17 protein-coding genes are annotated in these 20,421 nt (G+C 64.2%); 11 read left to right on the forward strand and 6 right to left on the reverse strand.

Annotated features, from left to right (window positions below):
- Positions 1-17 precede the first annotated feature (17 nt).
- Genes AT302_RS18855 through AT302_RS18870 form a run of 4 tightly spaced genes read right to left on the reverse strand, consistent with a single transcriptional unit; the run spans position 18 to position 4,481 of the window.
- On the reverse strand, positions 18-1,697 hold the full coding sequence (locus tag AT302_RS18855; RefSeq protein ID WP_157125832.1) for an AMP-binding protein: 1,680 nt from the start codon (positions 1,695-1,697) through the stop codon (positions 18-20).
- Positions 1,690-2,475 (reverse strand): enoyl-CoA hydratase/isomerase family protein, encoded by a 786-nt coding sequence (locus tag AT302_RS18860; protein WP_058379761.1) that lies wholly within the window; start codon positions 2,473-2,475, stop codon positions 1,690-1,692. The genes AT302_RS18855 and AT302_RS18860 overlap by 8 nt, the downstream gene beginning before the upstream one ends.
- A gap of 51 nt (positions 2,476-2,526) precedes the next feature.
- A complete protein-coding gene (locus AT302_RS18865; RefSeq protein WP_237171966.1) occupies positions 2,527-3,720 on the reverse strand; it encodes a CaiB/BaiF CoA transferase family protein in 1,194 nt (397 codons plus the stop codon).
- Positions 3,717-4,481, reverse strand: coding sequence for an enoyl-CoA hydratase/isomerase family protein (locus tag AT302_RS18870; protein ID WP_058379762.1), 765 nt, complete (start codon positions 4,479-4,481; stop codon positions 3,717-3,719). The genes AT302_RS18865 and AT302_RS18870 overlap by 4 nt, the downstream gene beginning before the upstream one ends.
- Before the next feature lie 248 nt (positions 4,482-4,729).
- Here AT302_RS18870 and AT302_RS18875 point away from each other — a divergent pair, with 248 nt between their 5' ends.
- The 3 genes from AT302_RS18875 to AT302_RS18885 all read left to right on the forward strand — a co-directional run bounded on the left by AT302_RS18875 (position 4,730) and on the right by AT302_RS18885 (position 7,187).
- Entirely contained in the window at positions 4,730-5,668 is a 939-nt protein-coding gene (locus tag AT302_RS18875; RefSeq protein WP_058380431.1) for a hydroxymethylglutaryl-CoA lyase, read from the forward strand.
- Complete coding sequence (locus tag AT302_RS18880) at positions 5,665-6,072, forward strand: PaaI family thioesterase (RefSeq protein ID WP_058379763.1); 408 nt, start codon at positions 5,665-5,667, stop codon at positions 6,070-6,072. Before AT302_RS18875 ends, AT302_RS18880 begins: the two co-directional genes overlap by 4 nt.
- Positions 6,073-6,134: 62 nt before the next feature.
- Positions 6,135-7,187, forward strand: a complete 1,053-nt coding sequence (locus AT302_RS18885; RefSeq protein ID WP_058379764.1) for a porin — start codon at positions 6,135-6,137, stop codon at positions 7,185-7,187.
- A gap of 25 nt (positions 7,188-7,212) precedes the next feature.
- Here the strand turns inward: AT302_RS18885 and AT302_RS18890 are convergent, their stop codons facing one another.
- Positions 7,213-8,496 carry a Zn-dependent hydrolase gene (locus tag AT302_RS18890; RefSeq protein WP_237171967.1) on the reverse strand — a complete coding sequence of 428 codons (1,284 nt, stop codon included), beginning with the start codon at positions 8,494-8,496 and terminating at the stop codon, positions 7,213-7,215.
- A 20-nt stretch (positions 8,497-8,516) separates the two neighbouring features.
- Entirely contained in the window at positions 8,517-9,872 is a 1,356-nt protein-coding gene (locus AT302_RS18895; protein WP_058379766.1) for a dihydroorotase, read from the reverse strand.
- A 112-nt stretch (positions 9,873-9,984) separates the two neighbouring features.
- Here AT302_RS18895 and AT302_RS18900 point away from each other — a divergent pair, with 112 nt between their 5' ends.
- The 8 genes from AT302_RS18900 to AT302_RS18935 all read left to right on the forward strand — a co-directional run bounded on the left by AT302_RS18900 (position 9,985) and on the right by AT302_RS18935 (position 20,417).
- Positions 9,985-10,929, forward strand: coding sequence for a LysR family transcriptional regulator (locus AT302_RS18900; RefSeq protein WP_058379767.1), 945 nt, complete (start codon positions 9,985-9,987; stop codon positions 10,927-10,929).
- A gap of 133 nt (positions 10,930-11,062) precedes the next feature.
- A complete protein-coding gene (locus tag AT302_RS18905; RefSeq protein WP_058379768.1) occupies positions 11,063-12,154 on the forward strand; it encodes a DUF917 domain-containing protein in 1,092 nt (363 codons plus the stop codon).
- 10 nt (positions 12,155-12,164) lie between these two features.
- Positions 12,165-13,823: a urocanate hydratase gene (locus AT302_RS18910; RefSeq protein WP_058379769.1), complete on the forward strand. Its 1,659-nt coding sequence runs from the start codon at positions 12,165-12,167 to the stop codon at positions 13,821-13,823.
- A gap of 122 nt (positions 13,824-13,945) precedes the next feature.
- Complete coding sequence (locus AT302_RS18915; protein WP_058379770.1) at positions 13,946-14,989, forward strand: porin; 1,044 nt, start codon at positions 13,946-13,948, stop codon at positions 14,987-14,989.
- A 1-nt stretch (position 14,990) separates the two neighbouring features.
- Positions 14,991-16,409, forward strand: a complete 1,419-nt coding sequence (locus tag AT302_RS18920; RefSeq protein ID WP_058379771.1) for a UbiD family decarboxylase — start codon at positions 14,991-14,993, stop codon at positions 16,407-16,409.
- Positions 16,410-16,552: 143 nt separating this feature from the next.
- On the forward strand, positions 16,553-17,881 hold the full coding sequence (locus tag AT302_RS18925; RefSeq protein WP_058379772.1) for an MFS transporter: 1,329 nt from the start codon (positions 16,553-16,555) through the stop codon (positions 17,879-17,881).
- Positions 17,882-18,001: 120 nt separating this feature from the next.
- Positions 18,002-19,174 (forward strand): CaiB/BaiF CoA transferase family protein, encoded by a 1,173-nt coding sequence (locus AT302_RS18930; RefSeq protein ID WP_058379773.1) that lies wholly within the window; start codon positions 18,002-18,004, stop codon positions 19,172-19,174.
- Positions 19,175-19,220: 46 nt separating this feature from the next.
- Positions 19,221-20,417, forward strand: a complete 1,197-nt coding sequence (locus tag AT302_RS18935; protein WP_058379774.1) for an acyl-CoA dehydrogenase family protein — start codon at positions 19,221-19,223, stop codon at positions 20,415-20,417.
- The last annotated feature ends 4 nt before the right edge of the window (positions 20,418-20,421 follow it).

Here is a 20,421-nt window from a genome sequence, read left to right on the forward strand (position 1 = left end):
TCAGATGCTCTCTGGCATCAGGACAAACCGAACTCCCGTATGGCGTACTCGCGCAGCTTGTTCTTCTGCACTTTCGAGCTTCCCGTCATGCCGATACCGTCGAACGAGTCGACGAAGCGCAGGTAACGGGGCACCTTGAAATTGGCGGCGCGCGACTTGCACCAGTCGATCAGCGCCTCGCTCGTGACCTCGGCGCCCGGGCGCAGCACGACGAATGCCGCCGGCACCTCGCCAAGTCGCGCGTCGGGAACGCCCACCACTTGGGCGAGTTGCACGGCGGGATGCGTGAACAGCGTCTCTTCTACTTCGGCCGGTGCGACGTTCTCACCCCCGACACGAAACACGTCCTTGAGCCGCCCGATCATGCGCAAACGCCCCTCGTCGTCGATGACACCGAGATCGCCCGTGCGCAACCAGCCGTCGTCGCCCAGCGCCTGCGCGGTCTCCTTCGGCTTGTTGTAGTAGCCCTTCATCACGCCCCAGCCGCGCACCTGAATCTCACCCGGCGCGTTGGCGGCGGTGACCTCGCCGGTTTCGGCCGACACCGTGCGGATCTCGACACCCGGATGCGGGCTCGCCCAGCCACCGACGCGCAGCGCCAGCGGGTCGCGCCAGTCGTTAAGCACCACGTTGGGCGAGGCTTCCGACTGCCCGTAGGCGCCAACCATGTACGGCACGCCCATCACGTCGTGAATCTTCTGCATGATCTCGGGGCCAGCCGCCGCCCAGCCGCCGCGCAGATGAATGCGCTCGCGCCGGAATTCGGGGTGCCCCATCATCATCAGGAAAATCGTGTCGTTGCCCGACGTGAGCGTGCAGCGCTCCTCATCGAGAATGGTCAGCACACGCGCCACGTCGAACGACGGCACCGACAGCAGACAGGCCCCGGTCACGAGCGAGACCAGCAGCGACATCGTGGTGCCCGCCACATGGAAGAACGGACGCACGCTGAAATACCGGTCGTCGGGCTGCACGCCGATCCGCAAGGCGGATGCGGCAGCATTCATCAGCATGTTGCGATGGCGCAGCAGCACCCCCTTCGGGAACGACGTGGTGCCCGATGTGTACTGAATCAGCAAGACGTCGTCAGGATCTACCGCTGCGGCACGGCGCGCGGCCTCGGCACGCAGCACCGGGGTATCGGGCAGCGCATCGAAGCGTTCGACACCGGCAGGCAGTTCGCGCGCACTGTGCTTACCTTCACCGACCATCACAGCACGGCGCAGCAACGGCAGCACATTGCCCGGCAACTGGCTGTCAAAACCGGGCTCTACGCCGCGCAGCAGTTGCGTGTAATCGATATTCAGGAACGTGTCGACATAGAACAGCACGCGCACATCGCCCTGACTCAGGCAGTAATTCAGCTCATCGGACTTGAAGCGCGTATTGACGGGCACCGCGACCGCGCCGATCGACGCTGCCGCGTAGAACAGCACCACCCAATCCACCGAGTTTCCCATCAGAATGCCCACGTGCTCGCCGTGGCCGATACCCAGCCCGACCATGCGCGCAGCCGCCTGCTCCACGCGCTGCGCGAGCGTGCGGTAATCGATTCGCTCGCCATCGATGACCAGCGCCTCAGCCGCAGGCGTCAAGCGCGCCCGGTCGGCAAGCACGTTCGGCAACGTGACCGGCCCTTCCAGTCCGAACTGGCGCGCATACACGTCATGTCCCACGCCGCTCTGATCCTCATGCATGGCGGCCTCCCGTCTTTTCACCATTGCCAGCGACACTGCCGAAGTTCGCGATTTTCTTGCCCCAGTCCGGGCTTTGCAGCAGCGTGTCGATCGCCAGCAGTTCGATGGCAAGCGCGCCGGCCGCGTCTGTCTCGACGCCCCGGTCGATGCAATCCTTGGTCAGATGCATCGCCAACGGCGGGGCACCGGCAATCGCTTGCGCCATGCCGCGCACGCACTCAAGCGCCTCGTCCGCCGGGACAACGCGAGCCACGAGACCGGCCTCGCGCGCCTCTTGCGCGTTCAGCGTGCGTCCGGTGAACGCCATGTCCTTGGCGAGACGCTTGCCCACCGCACGGGGCATGCGCTGCGTCGCGCCTACCGTGCCCCAAAGCGCTTCAGGCGTACGGAATGCCGCAGCTTCGGTGGCAACGATGAAGTCGCATGCCATGGCGATCTCGCCGCCCGACCCGATGGCCGGACCTTCCACCAGCGCGATGCACGGCTTGCCGATCTGTTCGATCGCGTCATACGCCGCGAACGCCTTGACGCGGCGCGCGCGCACCTCGTCCGGCCCCATCCCCTGACGCTCTTTCAGATCGGCGCCCGCACAGAACACCGGTCCGTTGGCGCGCACGATCACGCAGTGCACCGTGGCATCGTCGCGCAGCGCTTGCACGCACTCGCGCAACTCGTCGCACATGACGGCATTGAGTGCGTTGCGCTGCTGCGGCCGGTTAAGCACGATCTCGACCACGGCGTCGCTGCGCTCGATCTGCAATGTCTCCCAAACTTTCATACGTCTTGCTTCCCTGTTCGCCCGCGGCGATAGTCAAACGAAATAGCGAATTCAGATCGCGCCGTCACGGCGCAGCCCAGCGATTTGCTCGGGTGTGTAGCCAAGTCCGGCAAGCACCGGCTCGGTGTGTTCACCCAGCAGCGGCGGGCGGCCGACTTCCGGATCGGCGAATCCATCGAATTTGAAGGGCACCGGCAGCGCACCGAATTTGCCCACGCTCGGGTGATCGAACTCGCCCACCATGCCGCGCGCCAACACGTGCGGGTCGGCCAGCACCTCGTCGACGTGCTGAATCGGGCCAGCGGGCACACCGGCGGCGTCGCAGGCATCGCACAGTTCGCGGCGCGCTCTCCCGGCGATAGCCTCACTCAGCGCCGCCATGACGCGCTCGCGATGCTCGACGCGGCCCGCATTGGTTGCCAGCGTCGCATCGGCGCCCAGCGCGTCCAGCCCGAGGAGTTCGCACAACGGCAGCCAGTGCTGATCGCTACAGGTGATATGCACGTAAGCCCCGTCGCTGCACGCGAACGTTGCCGACGGCACACGTCCCGGGTGCTCTGTCCCCAGACGCGGCGGCACTTCGCCCAGCGCGAAGTAGCGACCGGCAGCCAGCGTGAGCAGACTCACCTGACCGTCGAGCATCGAGAAGTCGACATGACAGCCAGTGCCCGTCTGCGTGCGGCCTTGCAACGCGCTCAGAATCGCAATCGCGATCCACAAACCCGACGACAGATCGGCAATCGGCAGCCCCGGCTTGACTGGGCCGCCACCGCGCTCGCCCGTCAGGCTCATCAGCCCGCCCATCGCCTGAAAGACGGTGTCGTAGCCCTTGCGCTTCGCATACGGGCCGGTCTGCCCGAAGCCCGTGCACGAGACGTAAATCAGCTTGGGATGTGCGGCACGCAGCGTTGCCTGATCAAGGCCATAGCGCGCCAGCGTGCCGACGGGAAAGTTCTCCAGCACGATATCGGCGCGTGCCGCGAGATCGCGAATGATCTGGCGTCCCGCCTCGGTCTTCATATTGGCCGTGACCGATTGCTTGCTGCGATTGCAGGCGAAGTAGTACGCCGACTCGTCACCGACTTTCGGCTCGAAAGTTCGCGTCTCGTCGCCGCTGCCCGGCTGTTCGATCTTGATGACCGTCGCCCCTAGCTCCGCCAGAATCATGTCGGCGAATGGGCAAGCCAGCACGCGCGCCAGTTCGAGAATGGTGACGCCCGCGAGCGGTTTCATCGGGCCGCTCATGACTGCTTCGGCGCGGGCTTGCGGAAGCTGCGCATCATCATGTTCGTGTCGAGCGAGACGTCAAACGCCTGCGTGAGCGGCAAGTCGACCACGCGATGGAACAGGCGCTTGGTTGCGGTCATGGCCACTGGGTCGTAATCCGCGAGGCGCGCCGCAAGTGCTACGGCATCGTCCACCAACGTGGCGTCGGGACTGACACGATTGGCAATGCCGAGCGCCATCGCACGTGATGCGTCGACGGTATCGCCCGTCGAGACCAGCTCGAAGGCCGTCTTACGCCCCACCTGCCGCACCAGATTGGCCATCACGATGGCCGCCACGATGCCGTGCTTCAGTTCCGGGTAACCGAGCTTGAGACTCTCGCCGACGACCAGCAGGTCGCACGCCAGCGCCAGCCCTGCACCACCGCCCATGGCGTATCCCTGCGCTGCGCCGACGACCGGCGTACCGATCTCGGTGAACGCGCGGTGCAACGAGGTCGTCAGGTGAGCGCGCTTGAGCGCCGACTGCGCGGCGTCAGCATCAGTGCCGCCCGCCACAAAGCCACCAAATTCCTTGACGTCGGCCCCCGCGCAGAAACTCTGCCCGGCACCGGCGAGCACGATCGCGCCCACTGCGGGGTTCTGGTCGGCGTCTCGCAACGCCTCGAGCAAACCCTGCGTGAGTTCGTTATTCAGCGCGTTGCGCTTGTCGGGACGGTTCATGGTGATCACGCGCACGGCGCCGCGATCTTCTACTAGCAACGATTCGGGAAGGGTCATGGATCGGGACATCGGGTTCATCGACAGAAGGTCATTCAGGTATGGCGCCCAGCCTAATCCACTAAACGTGACTTCGTCAAACAAAATAATCAACCATCCATCTCGAATCGCCAAACAACGCCATAAAACAAAACGAACAAACAATTCACCACCGCTCATCGATTTATAAATTATTTGACATTGCATCACATTAGATGATTTCATTCGTGCCATCAGAACCCGAATTGGCGCATTGCGCCGGCGAGAACATGTCCGACATCACCCTGTGCGAGTGCTTTGCCCGAGACGGCCTGCAACACGAGAGCGAATTCGTTGCGACCGAGACGAAGCGTGCGTTGATCGATCAGTTTGCGAAGGCTGGCTTTCGTCGCGTGGAAGCCACGTCCTACTCCAACCCGGCGGTCGTCCCGCAGTTCGCCGATGCCAGCGCGCTGCTCGCACAGTTGCCGCGTGTGGACGGCGTGCATTACAAGGCGACGTGTGCGAATACGCGCGCCGTCGAACGTGCGTTGACCGATCTCGACGCCGGTTTCGGTGTGAACGAAATCAGCCTGCTCGTCTCGGCCAGCGACGCGCATTCCGAGCGCAACCTAAAGCAGTCTCGTGAGGACCAGTGGCAGCGCGTTGCCGAAATGGCCAGCGCTGCACGAGGCCAGTTCCGGATGGTGGGGACGATCTCGGTCGCGTTCGGCTGCCCGTTCGAAGGGGCCATCGATCCGGCGCGCGTGATGCAGGACGTCGAGCGCTTTGCGGCACTCGGCGTGAAGTACGTCACGCTGGGCGACACCATCGGTGTCGCGACACAGGCGTCGACGAAAGCGTTGTTCGCGCAGATGCTTGCGGCCTTCCCCGACGTGCACGCCATTGCCCATTTCCACGACACGCGTGGCACCGGCATCGTAAATTACCTCGCGGCGCTTGAGGCCGGGGTGACGCATTTCGACGTAGCCTTCGGCGGCGTCGGCGGCCACCCTGCGAAGGTGAAATACGGGGGCGGCGTCACCGGCAACGTCTGCACGGAAGATTTCATCAACGTGCTGGAAACCATGGGCGTGGCCACCGGTATCGATCTGCACGCGATGATGGCCGCCTCGCAAGCCTGCGAGACAGCGCTTGGCCGGCAACTCGCCAGCCGCGTGGCGCGCACCGGCCTCAACCCGCTGCTGTGCGTCGCCACCGCGCAATGACACTGCCCGCCGCTACGCTGCGCATCGAATCGCAGTTCTGCCTCGATCAGGGCTTTACGTTGGTCGAAGCGGGAGACGGTCGCGTCGTTCTGACTTGCGAGGTCCTCCCGCGACACACCAACCGCCATGGCAACGCCCACGGCGGCCTGATCGCCACGCTGCTCGACACCGCGATGGGCATGGCCACCCGGGCGAGCGGTGCGGTCGATAACCTCGGCACCGCCAACCTGACGATCAACTACCTTCGCCCCGCGCGCGGGCGCATCACGGCCCACGCGCAGGTGCGGCGCAGTGGCCGCACGCTCGCGTTCTGCGAGGCGCAGGTGCTGGACGACGACGGTCAGTGGCTTGCCACGGCCAGCGCCGTTTTTGCCGTTGCGGCACGTACTGCGCCACCGAAGTAGCCTCCCCGTCTGACCCGCATCGCAACACGCCACACAACTAAAACATTCCGGAGACACCCTTCATGCCTTTCGCAACACGACGCCGCCTCGCGTACGCCGCGGCCTGCCTGTCACCCCTGATGCTCGCCCCTGTCAGCGCGCACGCCGATGTCACGCTTTACGGTCTGATCGACAATGCTGTTCGCTACGAGACGAATGCCAACGCCAGCGCCTCACGCCAGTTCGGCGTCGCACAGGGGTCGTTCACGGGGTCTCGTTTTGGCATCAAGGGCACGGAGCAGATCGCCCCGGATCTCGAATCGTTCTTCGTGCTGGAGAGCGGTTTCAATCTAGGCGACGGCACGTCGTTGCAAGGCACCAAGGCCGCAGGCTTCGGGCAGGACTCGTCGAACGGCGTCGGCCGGATGTTCGGGCGGCAGGCATTTGTCGGCTTGCGCGGCAGCTACGGCGCGCTGTCGATCGGGCGGCAGTACAGCGTGGGCTATCAGGCCATGGGCGCTGCGCAGATCTTCAACAATCCGAATCTCGACACGCTGATCGTGGCGAGCAACTACGTCGGCAGCCGGCTCGACAACACGGTGAAGTACACCCTCGATGCGGGTGGCTTTTCGCTGGGCACGGCTTACACGTTCGGCAACGCAGCCGGCAACGAGCATGCGAATTCCGGCGTAGGCGTGACTGCCGGCTATACCGCCGGCAGCGTCAACGGCACGCTGCTCTATCAACGCCTGACCTCGGCCGACGGCACGCAGTCACGCAACACGTACGGTTTTTCGACCGGGGCGGCGGTCGGGCAGTGGCGAGCCACGGCGGGCTATTTGCACAGCCTGTTGAGTGAAGTGGAAACGCGCAACGACGTGATGCTGCTCGGCCTGAGCTACAACCCGATTCCCGCACTCACGCTTGGCGTGGGCGGCTTCGTCGACTGGCAGGCGCAGCCGGGTGGCAAACGCACTGCCGTCTACGGCATGGCGGACTATCAATTGAGCAAACGCACCGACGTGTATCTGGAAGTCGACCGCAACAACATCAGCGGCCGGTACACGCTCATTGCCTCGCAAGGCACCTACGGCAGCAAGGTAGGTGTCTCGCTCGGCATTCGTCATACGTTCTGACGGAGATTGGAGGAAGGCGGGACCGCTAGGCGGCGAGTGTTTCGTCCAGTTCGCGAATCGTCTGGAAGAGCACGCGTGTCCCGTCGAGCAACTGCTCGGGTTCGATCCATTCCTCCGGGCAGTGGCTGCGGCCGTTCAGGCATGGGATGAAGATCATGCCGATCGGGCCGGTCGGCGCCACGTAGACGGCGTCATGACCGGCGCCGCTCGGCAAGCGCATCGACGGGTAGCCCAGACGCTGCGAAGCGCGCTCCACCGCGTCCATGACCACCGGCATGCAATCGGTCGGCTTCGAGCGGCTCAACGGCGTGCTGGTGCAATGCACGCGCAGCGCGACGAGATCCGCCGCCACCGCTTCGAGCACCTGCTCGGGGAACCCGGCAAGCACGTCATCGTTATCGCTGCGCACCTCAAGCACCAGATCGACACTCCCCGGCACCGCGTTGGGCACGTTCGGCGTCATGGCGATGCGGCCTACGGTAGCCACCACGTAGTGCGGATTGCCGCTGAGTTCGCTCGCCAGTCGATGGGCTGCGTCGATGATGCGGGCGGCGCCAACGAGCGCATCGCAACGAATGTCCATCGGCGTCGTGCCAGCGTGATCCGGACGACCGTGCACAACAAGTTGCACACGGCGAATACCGACGATGTTGGTCACCACACCGATCGGCAGCCCACGCGATTCCAACACGGGGCCCTGTTCGATATGCAGTTCCACGAACGCGGCCGTCTCGCCCGCACGGCGCAGCGGCTGCGATAACCGGTCAGGGTCGCCGCCGACGCGGCGCATGCCATCGGCCAGCGTCTCGCCCTCGGCATTGCGCGCGGCGAGCATCTCGGCAGACAGCACGCCTGAGAGCGCGCGGCTGCCCACGCAGGAGATCCCGTAATCGCTCGGCTCTTCCGAGAGGAAATCGATCACTTCGAACGGGTGCGCCAGCGTGATGCCTTGCTCCTTGAGCGTATGGGCAACTTCAATACCTGCGAGCACGCCGATGATGCCGTCGAAGCGCCCGCCGCCCACCACCGTGTCGCAATGCGAGCCGGTGACCAGCGGCGCTTTCGAGGCATCGCGCCCGGGCATGCGCCCGATCAAATTGCCCCCTTCGTCCTGATGCACGTCAAGGCCGGCCGCTTCCATCTCGTGACGCAGCCATGCGCGCGCTTCGAGAAACATCGGTGAAAACGCGCGGCGCGTCCACGGCACGTCCGGGCGTGTGAACTTGGCGAGCGTTTCCACGCGGTCCCAGAGTCGCTTTGCATTGAGCGGCGGCATAGGGACGATGGCGTCCTGATTCATTGTCGACATAGATTCGTTTTCCCCGCTGTTCAACGCAAACGCGGACGCAGGAACTGCCCGTCGCCCTGCTGATTCACAATGCCCTTCCCGTCGAACACCTGCTGTCCACGGCACCACGTCCCCGTGACACGCACAGTGAACTCGCGGTCTTCGAACGAACTCCAGCGCACGGCCGACAGGCTCGTCGACGGGTCGTAAGCGTAGCGCTCCGGACGAAGGATCACGACGTCCGCATCGGCCCCCACATTGAAGGTGCCTTTGCGGTCATCGAGCAGGAAGTGTTGCGCCGGGTTACGGCACAACTGCTTGACGACCATCGTGGGCGAAATGCCGTGTTCTTCGCAGCCGGTCCAGAACGCGGGCAACAACGTTTCCAGCCCCGGGCCACCCGACGAATTGCGAAACACGTTGGGGTTCTCCTTGCGCTCCAGCCCCCAGCTCACGTGATCGGACGACACGAACGTGCATTCGCCCGCAGCGATGTGCGTCCAGAGCAGGTCAACTTCGGCCTTGGGGCGAATAGGCGGATAGTGTTTGGTCTTCGCGCCGAAGCGGCGCGTGTGTTCTTCGTGATTGAGCATCAGGTACTGCACGCACGTCTCGATGCTCGCCTGATGACCGGCGCGCCGATACATGTTGCAGATCTCGAAACCACGCGAGGTCGATACGTGCACCGCATGCGCACGCGCTCCCGTCTCGGCGCCGATCTCGTAGATCAATGCCGTCGCGAGGTTCTCGATCAGCGGCGGATGGGCGCGCAGGAAGGCATCCCAGCCGGTATCGCCCGCCTCGATCAGACGCGCGACGTTCTTGCGCGTGAGGTCCTGCATCTGGTTGTGCACGCCGCACACGATGCCCGATGGCGCGATGCGGCGGAAGGCTTCGTACAGCATGTCTTCTTCGACACGCGGAAAACGCCCCGGCGTCGCTTCGAACGTCGAGAACTTGAACGCGCACACGCCGCCTTCGATCAGCCCGGCCGCCGCATCGAGCCCATGCGTATCGTTGAGCGTGCCGAACAGCGCCACATCCACATGGCAGTCGCGCTCCACTTCCGCAATCTTGGCGTCGAGCTGTGCACGCGAAGCCACCGGCTCCGGGTCGTCGTACGGCATGTCGACCATCACCGTCACCCCACCGGCCGCCGCCGCGCGTGAGGCCATGCCGAGCCCTTCCTGATCGCGCTGACTGCCCGAATGCACTTGGCCGTCGACCACGCCCGGCATCACCCACTGCCCGCGCGCATCGATCACTTCTTTCGCCGACGGTGCCGTGCCTTGGCCGCGTGCGGCGATCTTGCCATCGCGCACTGCAAGCCAGCCATCCACCACGATTGCGTCGGCATCGACGAGATTGCCGCGCATCACCCAATCAAAATCGCTCATCGTTTGTCCGCGTTATTCCAGCGTGTTGAAAAGATATGCGCCAGTGTAATGAGTGGTTCGGCCAAACGTCTTATGCTTAAATATGCGCACCAATTAACAAAAAGTTAAGGGTATGAAACTCAACCTGCGGCAGATCGAGGTCTTCCGGGCCATCATGCTGAGCGGATCGATCAGCGGGGCATCGAAGCTTCTGTTCGTGTCCCAACCGGCCGTCAGCCGCCTGATTTCCTATACCGAGCAACGGCTCGGCTTCACGCTTTTCGAGCGCATCAAGGGGCGGCTGTACCCGACGCCCGAGGCACGGCGCCTCTTTACCGAGGTCACCACGCTCTATCAAAGCGTGCAGCGCGTGAACGAGGTGGCAGAGAATCTGGCGGAGAACCGCGACGGGCAACTACGCCTGTCGTGCAGCCCCAGCCTCGGGCAGTCGCTGCTGCCGCGCGCCATCGCCGCGTTTCGCCGCCGCTATCCGGAAGTGCGCGTGGTGCTGCAAACGCTGATCCCGAGTGTGATGCTGCAATCGCTGCTCAGTCAGCAGGTCGAGCTGGGCGTGGCGTATATGCCGGTCGATCACCCGAGCCTCGCGACCATCCCGCTCTACGAAAACAAGATTGTCGCGGCCCTGCCCTCCGACCATCCGCTCAGCACCCGCGAGAGTGTGACGATGGCCGAACTCGCCAAAGAGCCGCTCATCGGTTACAGCCCTGATATCCCATTCGGGATGCTGACCCGCAACATGTTCGGCGGCCCCGACCAGCAGCCCGAACCGGTCGTGGAAGTGCAGCAGGCGCACGTGGCCTGTGCGCTGGTGCAGGCCTCTGCGGGCGTGGCGCTGGTCGACGAAATGACCGTGAAAGGCCCGGTCTGGACCGACGTCGTAACGGTGCCGATCGTCGACACCGTCAATGTGCCGGTCAACGTGTTCCATCTTCAACTGGAGCCGATGTCGCGGCTCGCGCAGGAATTCGTGCGTGTGCTGCGTGCCCTCGACGCCGGCTGGCGGCCGCGCCATACCGGCAATCCCAAGAAAAACGACGAACACGAGCCCACCGACTGACGTCCCGCGCACCCTTAACATGAAGTTATATGGTGCGTATAAATGACGCGACGACATTATCCGGGTGCTTTCTCATAATCTCCTCGACGCAACGCGCTTTGGGCGTTGCCAATGAACGAGGAGAGCAATTCGGATGGGACGCGTATTGACGTTGAAGGATGTCGAAGCCGCCGTGCTGGGCGGTTCAGTGTTTGCGTGCGGCGGTGGCGGCTGGGCGGAACATGGCCGCCAGCTCGGCACGCTGGCCGTCACCCTTGGCCGCCCGGAACTGGTGACGATGGACGAAGTGCCGGACGACGCGTGGATCGCCACGGCCGCCGCCATCGGCGCCCCCGGCGGGCTCACCGACTGGGAGATGCTCGGCATCGACTACGTGAAGGCCGCCCAGCGCGTGCAAGACGCGCTGGGTGAATCGCTGTACGGCCTCATCATCGGGCAGAACGGTATGTCGAGCACGCTCAACGCGTGGCTGCCGTCCGCAGTGCTCGGCACCAAAGTCATCGACGCCGTCGGCGACGTGCGTGCGCATCCCACCGGCGATATGGGGTCGCTGGGGCTGGCCAACTCGCCCGCGCCGATGATCCAGAGCGCCGTCGGCGGCAACCGCGCCAACAACGCCTATATCGAACTGACGGTGCACGGTGCCACGGCCAAAGTCTCGCCCGTGCTGCGCAAAGCCGCCGACATGGCGGGCGGCTTCATCGCCAGTTGCCGCAACCCAATTCGTGCCGAATACGTGCGCCGCCACGCGGCACTCGGGGGCATCAGCATGGCACTCTCGCTCGGCGAGGCCATTCTCGCCGCGCAGCCCAAGCGCGGCGCCGCCGTGATCGACGCGATCTGCAAAGCAACGCGCGGCAGCCTCATCGGCACCGGCAAAGTCGCGCGCAACACGCTGGCCTACACGCAGGAAGCCTTCGACATCGGCACCGTCGAGATCGGCGAAGGCCCGAACCGGCGCGTCATTCACGTGATGAACGAGCATATGGCCGTCACCGACGTGCATGGCGAGCGCATTGCCTGCTACCCCGACGTCATCACCACGCTCGACACCGACGGCAACCCCGTGTCCGCAGGCAAGCTGCGCGAGGGCATGGAGGTCGTGATTCTGCACGTGCACAAAGGGGAGATTCCGCTCTCGTCGAGTGTGCGCGACCCGTCGGTCTACCCCGTGGTCGAGAAAGCACTCGGCATGAACTTCACCGATTACGCACTGGCGAGCTGAGGGCACAGGCATGAAACGAGAATTCCCGATTCCGCACGGCACCACCCTGCGCTGCAAGGGCTGGCGTCAGGAAGCGCTGCTGCGCCTGCTGGAAAACGTGCTCGCCGTTGGCGAAGATCCCGACAATCTGATTGTGTACGCGGCGATGGGCCGTGCCGCGCGCGACTGGCCGTCGCATGACGCGATGGTGCGGGCGTTGCTCACGCTCGAAGACGACCAGACGCTGATCGTGCAGTCGGGCAAGCCCATCGGCGTGCTGCAAACGCATGACCGTGCGCCGATCGTCATCATGGCCAACTGCAATATGGTCGGCCAATGGGCGCGCGCAGAGAACTTCTACCGCTGGGAGAAGGAGAACCTGATTTGCTGGGGGGGCCTCACCGCCGGTGACTGGCAATACATTGGCTCGCAAGGCGTGATTCAGGGCACTTACGAGATCTTCTCGCGCATTGCCGAGCGGCATTTCGACGGCGACCTGCATGGCCGCTTCATTCTCACCGCCGGCATGGGCGGCATGGGCGGCGCGCAACCGCTTGCGGGCCGCTTGGCTAACGCGGCCATCCTGACCGTCGAGATCAACCCCGAGCGCATCGAGAAGCGCATGAAAGCGGGCTACCTCGAATGCCGCGCCGACGATCTCGATCACGCACTCGCCCTGATTCGCGACGCACAGGCACGACGCGCGCCGATCTCGGTCGGCTTGCTCGGCAACGCGGCCGACGTGTTCTCCGAAATCCTCGCGCGCGGCATCGTGCCCGACATCGTCACCGACCAGACGTCGGCACACGACCTCGTCTACGGCTACGTGCCGCACGGCTACACGCTCGCGCAGGTGGCCGAACTGCGCAAGACCGACCCCGACACGCTCATGCGCGAGAGCCGCGCGTCCATCGTGCGCCACGTCACCGCCATGCTCGGCTTTCAGGACAAGGGTGCCGTGGTGTTCGACAACGGCAATCTGATCCGCACGCATGCCAAGGAAGGCGGCGTGGCGCGGGCGTTCGACATCCCGGTGTTCACCGAAGCGTTCCTGCGCCCACTGTTCGCCCGCGGCATCGGGCCGTTCCGCTGGATTGCGCTGTCGGGCGACCCGGACGATATCCGCAAGATCGACGACTTTCTGCTCCGGCGCTTCGCCGACAACCAGATTGTCGCGAACTGGATTCGCCTCGCACGCGAATACGTGCCGTTCGAAGGACTGCCTGCCCGCATCGGCTGGCTGGGGCACGGCGAGCGCACCGAGCTGGCGCTGGAGGTCAACCGGATGGTACGTGACGGGGAACTGAGCGCACCGATCGCCTTCACGCGCGATCACCTCGATGCAGGCGCCATGGCGCATCCGAACATCATGACGGAGAACATGCGCGACGGCTCCGATGCCATTGCCGACTGGCCCCTGCTCAATGCCATGCTCAACTGCGCGTCGAGCGCCGATCTGGTCGCGATTCACTCGGGCGGCGGCGGCTACAGCGGCTACATGACCAGTGCGGGCGTCACTGTCGTGGCCGATGGCACGCCGCAGGCCGACGATCGCCTGCGCCTGTCGATGACCAACGACACGGCCAGCGGGGTGCTGCGCTATGCCGATGCCGGTTACGAAGAAGCGCTCGATGAAGTCGGATTGAAGGGCATCGGCCGCATCGATACCGCCTCAACGCCGCAGCAATGACGGCACCCGCGGACTGACGCAGAAACCGCAGACGGTCCACGCCCGCCCGGCGCCCCGAGAGGGGCGCGATAACCATATTCCATCCCTACGATTATTTAATTAATAGTACTAATCATAAACTCATGAAAAAAATCAAACATTGGTGGATCGGGGCGGGCGTGGCGCTTGCCACAGCAGGGGCGAGCCAGATGGCCGCCGCGCAATCGAACGTGTCGCTGTACGGGGTGGTCGACGTCTACGTCGCGGCGCAAAAGGCCCTTGGCAAAGAGCGCGCGTGGAACGTGAGCCCGGGCGGCATGGCGACCAGCTTCTGGGGCATGGGCGGGCGAGAGGATCTGGGCAACGGTTATGCAGCCGTCTTCGCCCTCGAAGCGTTCTTTCAACCGAACAACGGCGGCACGGGCCGCTTTGCCGGTGACACATTCTTCGGCCGCAATGCTTACGTCGGCCTGTCGACACCGGCTGGCGCGTTCCTGCTCGGACGCAACACCACGCCGTATTACGTCTCGGCGTTACGCTTCAATCCGTTCGCGACCTCGTTCGCCTTCTCCCCGGTACTCAACCACATGTACAAGGGCGTCTCGGGTCAGGGGCTGGCAGGCGACAACGGCTGGAACAACTCGTTGCTCTACACGACGCCGGGCGGCACCGACTGGCAGGCGAGCCTGATCTACGGCACGGGCAACAAGGCCGGTGCGCAGGGGCAGAACCAGTGGGGTGGCAACGCCATTTATGCGCATGGTCCGTTCTCGGCGACGGTAGCGTATCAGCAAGTGCGCTACGACAAGACGCCGGGCGATCTGAACACGCAAATCGCCGGGTTCAACTTGCAGTCGGCAGTCATGGCCGCCGTGGGTTACGACTTCTCGGTAGTCAAGATCACCGCGCTCTATCAATACTTGCACGACGGCATCGACAGCGGCGACCTGAATACCCACAGTGGGCAAATCGGCGCATCGGTGCCGATCGGCAATGGCGCCCTGCTCGCCTCGTGGATGTACGCCAAGAGCCACGGCCGGGGCGACCCGATCCGCTCGACGTGGTCGGTAGGCTACGACTACCGTCTCTCTAAACGCACCGACCTGTACGCGGCCTACATGCAAGATCGCGCAACCAATTACTCCAGCGGCAACACCGCCGGTGTCGGCATGCGGATGGCCTTCTGATATGTCCCCACTTCATGCCCCGGCAGCAGCGAACGGCTCGACCGATCGCAACCCCGATGACGCCCAGTCGATGCGTCCGTTCATCGCAGTTCTCGCACAACGCGGCGAGTTATTGCGGGTCGGCGAACCCGTGGATCCGCAGTTCGAAATCTCGGCGTGGCTCGCGCAGTTGGCCGAAGGGCCTGCCGTGCAGTTCGACAGCGTGACCGGTCACGCGCAGGCGGCCATCGGCAATCTGCTGAACTCGGTGGAACGCATTGCGCTGGGCCTCGGTATCTCGCGTACCGACATGCAACAGCGCATCGTCTCGGCCATCGAGCACGGCATTGCGCCGGAGCGGGTGGCACACGGCGCCTGTCAGGAAACCGTGATCCACACGCCTGACCTGCGGCGTGAAGTCCCTGCGCCGCTGTTCTTCCCGGGTGAGACCGGGCCGTACATCACGGCGGGCGTCATCTTCACGCGCGACAGCCGCACCGGCAAAGGCAATGTGTCGTTTGCGCGCGTCAAACTGCTCGACGGTAACCGGGGCATGGTGGGCATCGCCCCCAATCATCACCTTGCGGTCATGGCGCGCGAAGCCAAGGCACGTGGGGAGACCTTGCCGATTGCGGTAACCGTCGGCAACCATCCTGCGGTGCTGATCGCCGCCGCGCTGTATTTGCGTCTGGGCGATGACGAACTCGACTGCGCCGGTGCGCTGCTGGGTGAACCGGTTCGCACGGTCGCCTGCAAGACTATCCCGCTGGACGTACCCGCAGCCTGCGAGTGGGTGCTGGAAGGCACGCTCGATATTGACGAGCAGCACGACGAGAAGCTCGTCTCGGAATTTCACGGCATGTACGAACCGTATGGCAGCGGCCCGGTAGCGACGTTCCATTGCCTGACCCGCCGCAACGACGCGTTGTTCCAGATCATCGAGCCAGGCTATTACCCGGAGCACACATTGATTGGCGGCGTCGCCATCGCTGCGGGGCTGGCGCGCACGCTGCGCGCCGTCGCGATTCCCGTGCGCGAGGTGGCCGTCGGCCACGGCGGTTGCGGGCGTCTGAACGCCGTCGTGAGCCTGAGCGCCCATCGGGCAGGTGACGCCCAGAAAGCGATGTTCGCGTTGTGGGGCAGCGTCAATTTGATCAAGAACATCACGGTCGTCGACGACGATGTCGATCCGTGGAACGCCTCGCAAGTCGAATGGGCCGTCGCCACCCGCATGCGGCCCGACCGCGACATGCTGGTGATTCCCGGCGGGCGCACCGACCGGTCCGAGCCGATCAAGCAGGACGGTGTGGCCACCAAGCTCGGGCTGAACGCGACACGCAGGGCATGCGACCGCCCCGACTGGACGCGTGCAGTGCCGCCACCCGATGTGATGGAGAAGGTTGCGCAGCGGATTGCCGCGCAGCCCTTAGCCAAGACCTAGCAAGTGCCTAGCCAACCCTTAACGTGGTGTTATGTCTTTCGAATATTAAGTCGCACGACGTCATCCCCGAACTTCCCTAGCATCCTGATTATCCCGGCGGCGCAAGCGCTTTGCCGGAACGACATCCGCCTGGAGACCTTTACATGAAAGACGTGCTTATCGACCCGGCTGCCGAGCCTGTGCCGCGCGCCCACCCCAAACAGGGGAACGCGGGCCGCCGCGCCATCATCGCCGCGTCGGCCGGTAACGCGCTGGAGTGGTATGACTTCACGATCTACGCACTCTTTGCCGTCTATATCGGGCAGAACTTCTTTCACGACAGCAACCCGACCGTGCAGTTGATGGGGTCGTTTCTCGCCTTCGGGCTCGGGTACGTCGCCCGCCCGCTGGGTGCGCTGTTGATCGGCTCGTATGGCGACCGCAAGGGCCGCAAGGCCGCCCTCACACTCACCATCATGCTGATGGCGTTCGGCACGTTGCTCATCGCCATTGCGCCGCCCTACACGGCCATTGGCGTCGGTGCGCCGCTGCTCATCGTCTGTGGCCGCGTGCTTCAGGGCTTCTCTGCCGGCGGCGAAGTCGGCAGCGCGACCGCGTTTCTTGCTGAACATGCCCCGGCCGACAAGAAAGGCCAGTATGCGTCGTGGCTGCAAGCCAGCATGGGCATCTGCAACATCTTCGGTGCGCTGGTGGCCACCCTCGTCACGACCGTGTTCACGCATGATCAGATCACCGAATGGGCCTGGCGCATTCCGTTCATCATCGGTCTGGCGATTGCACCGGTTGGCCTGTGGATGCGCAAGGCGCTCGACGAAACGCCGCACTTCAAGCTCGAAGCCCAACGCATGAAGCAACAGGGTGACGTCAAGAAAACCCCGTTGCTTCAGGTGCTGCGCGAGCATCCGGCGCAACTGCTGATCGGTTTCGGTCTCTCGGTGCTGTGGGCTGCTGGCCCGTACGCCCTCATCATCTTCATGCCGATTTACGTGCAGAAGTCGATGGGCTTCACCAGCTCGCAGGCGTTTCTCGCGGCATTCATCGGCAACTTCTTCCTGACGGCAGGCTGCGTGTTGTCCGGCACGCTCTCCGACAAGTTTGGCCGCCGCACGATGCTGCGTCTCGGCGCAATCGCGCTGCTCGTCGGCGTGTATCCGCTGATGATGTGGCTCGGCGCATCGCACACGACGCTCACGCTTGTCATCGTGCAATCAGCCTTCTGCGCCATGATTTCGCTCTTCGTCGGCGTGGCGCCCGCCGCACTCTCGGAAATCTTCCCGACGGCTGTACGCTCCTCCGGCATGTCGCTGTCGTATAACGCGGCCGTCACGCTGCTCGGCGGCTTTGCCCCCGCCATTCTCACGTGGATCACCTACACCACGGGCATCGCGTTCGCACCGGCCTTGTACGTGATGGGCGCCGCCGTCGTGACGCTCGTCGCCGTGGCCTTCATGCCCGCGCGGCGTGCCGACTAAACGCTGATTTGGCACTGATCTGACGCTGCCCCCAATCGACGCATCACACGCGTCAGGCGCACCGCCCGCCACCATACGGGCCGTGCGCCGCCTCACTTCTCACAAGACAGGGAGTCCGACATGCAGGCTGGCATGCTGCAAGGCGTTCGCATTCTCGATTTCACGCGGGTACTGGCCGGGCCGTATTGCACCGCCATGCTGGCCGATCTCGGTGCGGAGGTCATCAAGATCGAACCTCCGGCCGGTGACGACCAGCGCTACATGGGGCGGATGGTTCAGGGCGAGAGCGCCAACTTCGTGCTGAACAATCGCGGCAAGCAGAGCCTTCGGCTCGATCTCAAGCATCCTGACGGGCAGCAACTCGCCCAGCGGCTCGCGCAAGTCTGCGACGTTGTCGTAGAGAACTTCAAACCGGGTGTGGCCGGGCGTCTCGGCATCGGCTACACGCAACTCTCCGCGCTCAACCCCAAGCTCGTTTATTGCAGCATCTCGGGTTTCGGCCAACAGGGGGTCAACGCCGGACGTCCCTCCTACGACGTCGTCGCGCAAGCCATGAGCGGCATCATGAGCGTGACCGGCGAACCCGGCGGTGCCCCCACGATGGTAGGCGAATCGATCGGCGACATCTGCGCCGGGTTGTACGCCTCGTGGGCCATCATGGCCGCGATGTTTTCGCGCGAACGCACCGGCAGCGGACGATATATCGATGTCGCGATGCTCGACTCGCTGATTGCCATCCAACCCACGGCACTCTCGCAATTCCTGTTCGGCGGCAAGGTGCCTGCACGTGTTGGCAACCGGCACCCCATGAGTTCGCCGTTCGGGGCCTACGAGGCCCGCGACGGCCATCTCGTCATCGCCGCCGCCAACGACAAGCTCTTCCACGCCGTGGCCCTGCTGATCGGCGCGCCTGATCTGTGCACCGACCCACGTTTCGTCACGGACACGTCGCGCAGCCAGCACGATCACGAACTGCGTGTTCACATCGAACGTTGGTCGAAGACGCAGCGGGTGGTCGATGCTGTCGATGCGCTGACCCGCGCTGGTGTACCTGCCGCGCCCATTCAAGATATTGCGCAGGCGATCGAGGGCAGCCACGTCGTCGCCGATGTCACCCACCCGGTACTCGGCGCAAGTCAGGTGATGCGCCAGCCCGTGCAGTTTTCGGGCATGCCGCAAACCGACGCGTCGCCCGCGCCGATGCTCGGCCAGCACACCGACGACGTACTGGCGCGAGTGCTTGGCCTGTCGTCCGACGCCATCACACAACTGCACCGGGACAACGTCGTCTAGCGTGACGCGGTGTCGCCGTACCCGATAAAAACAAGGAGACCCCATCGTGGACATGCGTTTCAGTCCCGAGGAAGAACAGTTTCGTCTCGAAGTCCGGGACTTCCTCACGCGTCATCTGCCGCAAGACATCCGCCGGAAAGTCGAACACGGCAAACGCCTGCACAAACAAGACTACGTGCGCTGGCAGGACATTCTGCGCACCAAGGGCTGGTATGCCGTGAACTGGCCCGTGGCCTTCGGCGGCCCGGGCTGGAGCCCTGCGCAGAAGTATCTCTTCGCGCAAGAGTACGGTGCGCTGCCCTGCCCGCCGCTCGTGCAGTTCGGCGTCAACATGGTCGGCCCGGTGATCTACACCTACGGCAACGACGAGCAGAAGCAGCGGTTTCTGCCGCGCATTCTGGCCAATCAGGACTGGTGGTGTCAGGGCTATTCGGAACCCGGATCGGGCTCCGATCTTGCCTCGCTCAAGACGAGTGCAGTGCGCGATGGCGACCATTACGTTGTGAACGGATCGAAGATCTGGACCACGTGGGCACAGTGGGCCGACTGGATGTTCGCGCTCGTGCGCACAAGTCATGAGGCGCGGCCGCAGCAAGGCATCTCGTTCCTGCTGCTCGATATGAAGTCGCCGGGCATCACAGTACGGCCGATTCGTTTGCTCGATGGCGACGCCGAGGTCAATGAGGTCTTCTTCGACAACGTGCGCGTACCGGTATCGCAACGCGTTGGCGATGAAGGGGTCGGCTGGTCGTACGGCAAGTTCCTGCTCGAACACGAACGCTTCGTGATTTCCGGCGTGGCGCGCTCGCGGCGACTGCTCGGTCAACTCGAAAACCTTGCGCGCGAACGCACGGATGGCACCGGCGACAGCCTGTGGGCCAGTCAGGCCATTCGCCTTCGCTTTGCCGATCTGCAAACGCAGTTGCGTGTGTTGGAGCTGACCGAGTTGCGCTTTCTCAGCGCGATGAACGCCGGTCAAAGCCCGGGTGTGGCCGCGTCCATCCTGAAGATTCGCGGCACCGAAATCGAGCAGGCCATCAGCGAGCTCGCACTCGAATGCATGGCGCTCGACATCGCGGCGTTCGACGAGGCGTTTCTCGACGGCCAGCACGACGCCTCGGTGACTGCCGAAGGTGCGGCCGCCGCAGGCCCGGCGTACTTCAATTTGCGCAAGGTCTCGATCTGGGGCGGGTCCAACGAAATCCAGCGCAATGTGCTGGCCAAGCAGGTATTGGGATTGTGAGCGC

The organism is Pandoraea norimbergensis, assembly GCF_001465545.3.
Classification (GTDB): Bacteria; Pseudomonadota; Gammaproteobacteria; order Burkholderiales; family Burkholderiaceae; genus Pandoraea; species Pandoraea norimbergensis.

Bases quoted from the DNA above. Each gene is read 5' to 3' on its own strand.
- AT302_RS18855 (WP_157125832.1), bottom strand. From the start codon at position 1,697: ATGCATGAGGATCAGAGCGGCGTGGGACATGACGTGTATGCGCGCCAG.
- AT302_RS18860 (WP_058379761.1), bottom strand. From the start codon at position 2,475: ATGAAAGTTTGGGAGACATTGCAGATCGAGCGCAGCGACGCCGTGGTC.
- AT302_RS18865 (WP_237171966.1), bottom strand. From the start codon at position 3,720: ATGAGCGGCCCGATGAAACCGCTCGCGGGCGTCACCATTCTCGAACTG.
- AT302_RS18870 (WP_058379762.1), bottom strand. From the start codon at position 4,481: ATGACCCTTCCCGAATCGTTGCTAGTAGAAGATCGCGGCGCCGTGCGC.
- AT302_RS18875 (WP_058380431.1), top strand. From the start codon at position 4,730: ATGTCCGACATCACCCTGTGCGAGTGCTTTGCCCGAGACGGCCTGCAA.
- AT302_RS18880 (WP_058379763.1), top strand. From the start codon at position 5,665: ATGACACTGCCCGCCGCTACGCTGCGCATCGAATCGCAGTTCTGCCTC.
- AT302_RS18885 (WP_058379764.1), top strand. From the start codon at position 6,135: ATGCCTTTCGCAACACGACGCCGCCTCGCGTACGCCGCGGCCTGCCTG.
- AT302_RS18890 (WP_237171967.1), bottom strand. From the start codon at position 8,496: ATGTCGACAATGAATCAGGACGCCATCGTCCCTATGCCGCCGCTCAAT.
- AT302_RS18895 (WP_058379766.1), bottom strand. From the start codon at position 9,872: ATGAGCGATTTTGATTGGGTGATGCGCGGCAATCTCGTCGATGCCGAC.
- AT302_RS18900 (WP_058379767.1), top strand. From the start codon at position 9,985: ATGAAACTCAACCTGCGGCAGATCGAGGTCTTCCGGGCCATCATGCTG.
- AT302_RS18905 (WP_058379768.1), top strand. From the start codon at position 11,063: ATGGGACGCGTATTGACGTTGAAGGATGTCGAAGCCGCCGTGCTGGGC.
- AT302_RS18910 (WP_058379769.1), top strand. From the start codon at position 12,165: ATGAAACGAGAATTCCCGATTCCGCACGGCACCACCCTGCGCTGCAAG.
- AT302_RS18915 (WP_058379770.1), top strand. From the start codon at position 13,946: ATGAAAAAAATCAAACATTGGTGGATCGGGGCGGGCGTGGCGCTTGCC.
- AT302_RS18920 (WP_058379771.1), top strand. From the start codon at position 14,991: ATGTCCCCACTTCATGCCCCGGCAGCAGCGAACGGCTCGACCGATCGC.
- AT302_RS18925 (WP_058379772.1), top strand. From the start codon at position 16,553: ATGAAAGACGTGCTTATCGACCCGGCTGCCGAGCCTGTGCCGCGCGCC.
- AT302_RS18930 (WP_058379773.1), top strand. From the start codon at position 18,002: ATGCAGGCTGGCATGCTGCAAGGCGTTCGCATTCTCGATTTCACGCGG.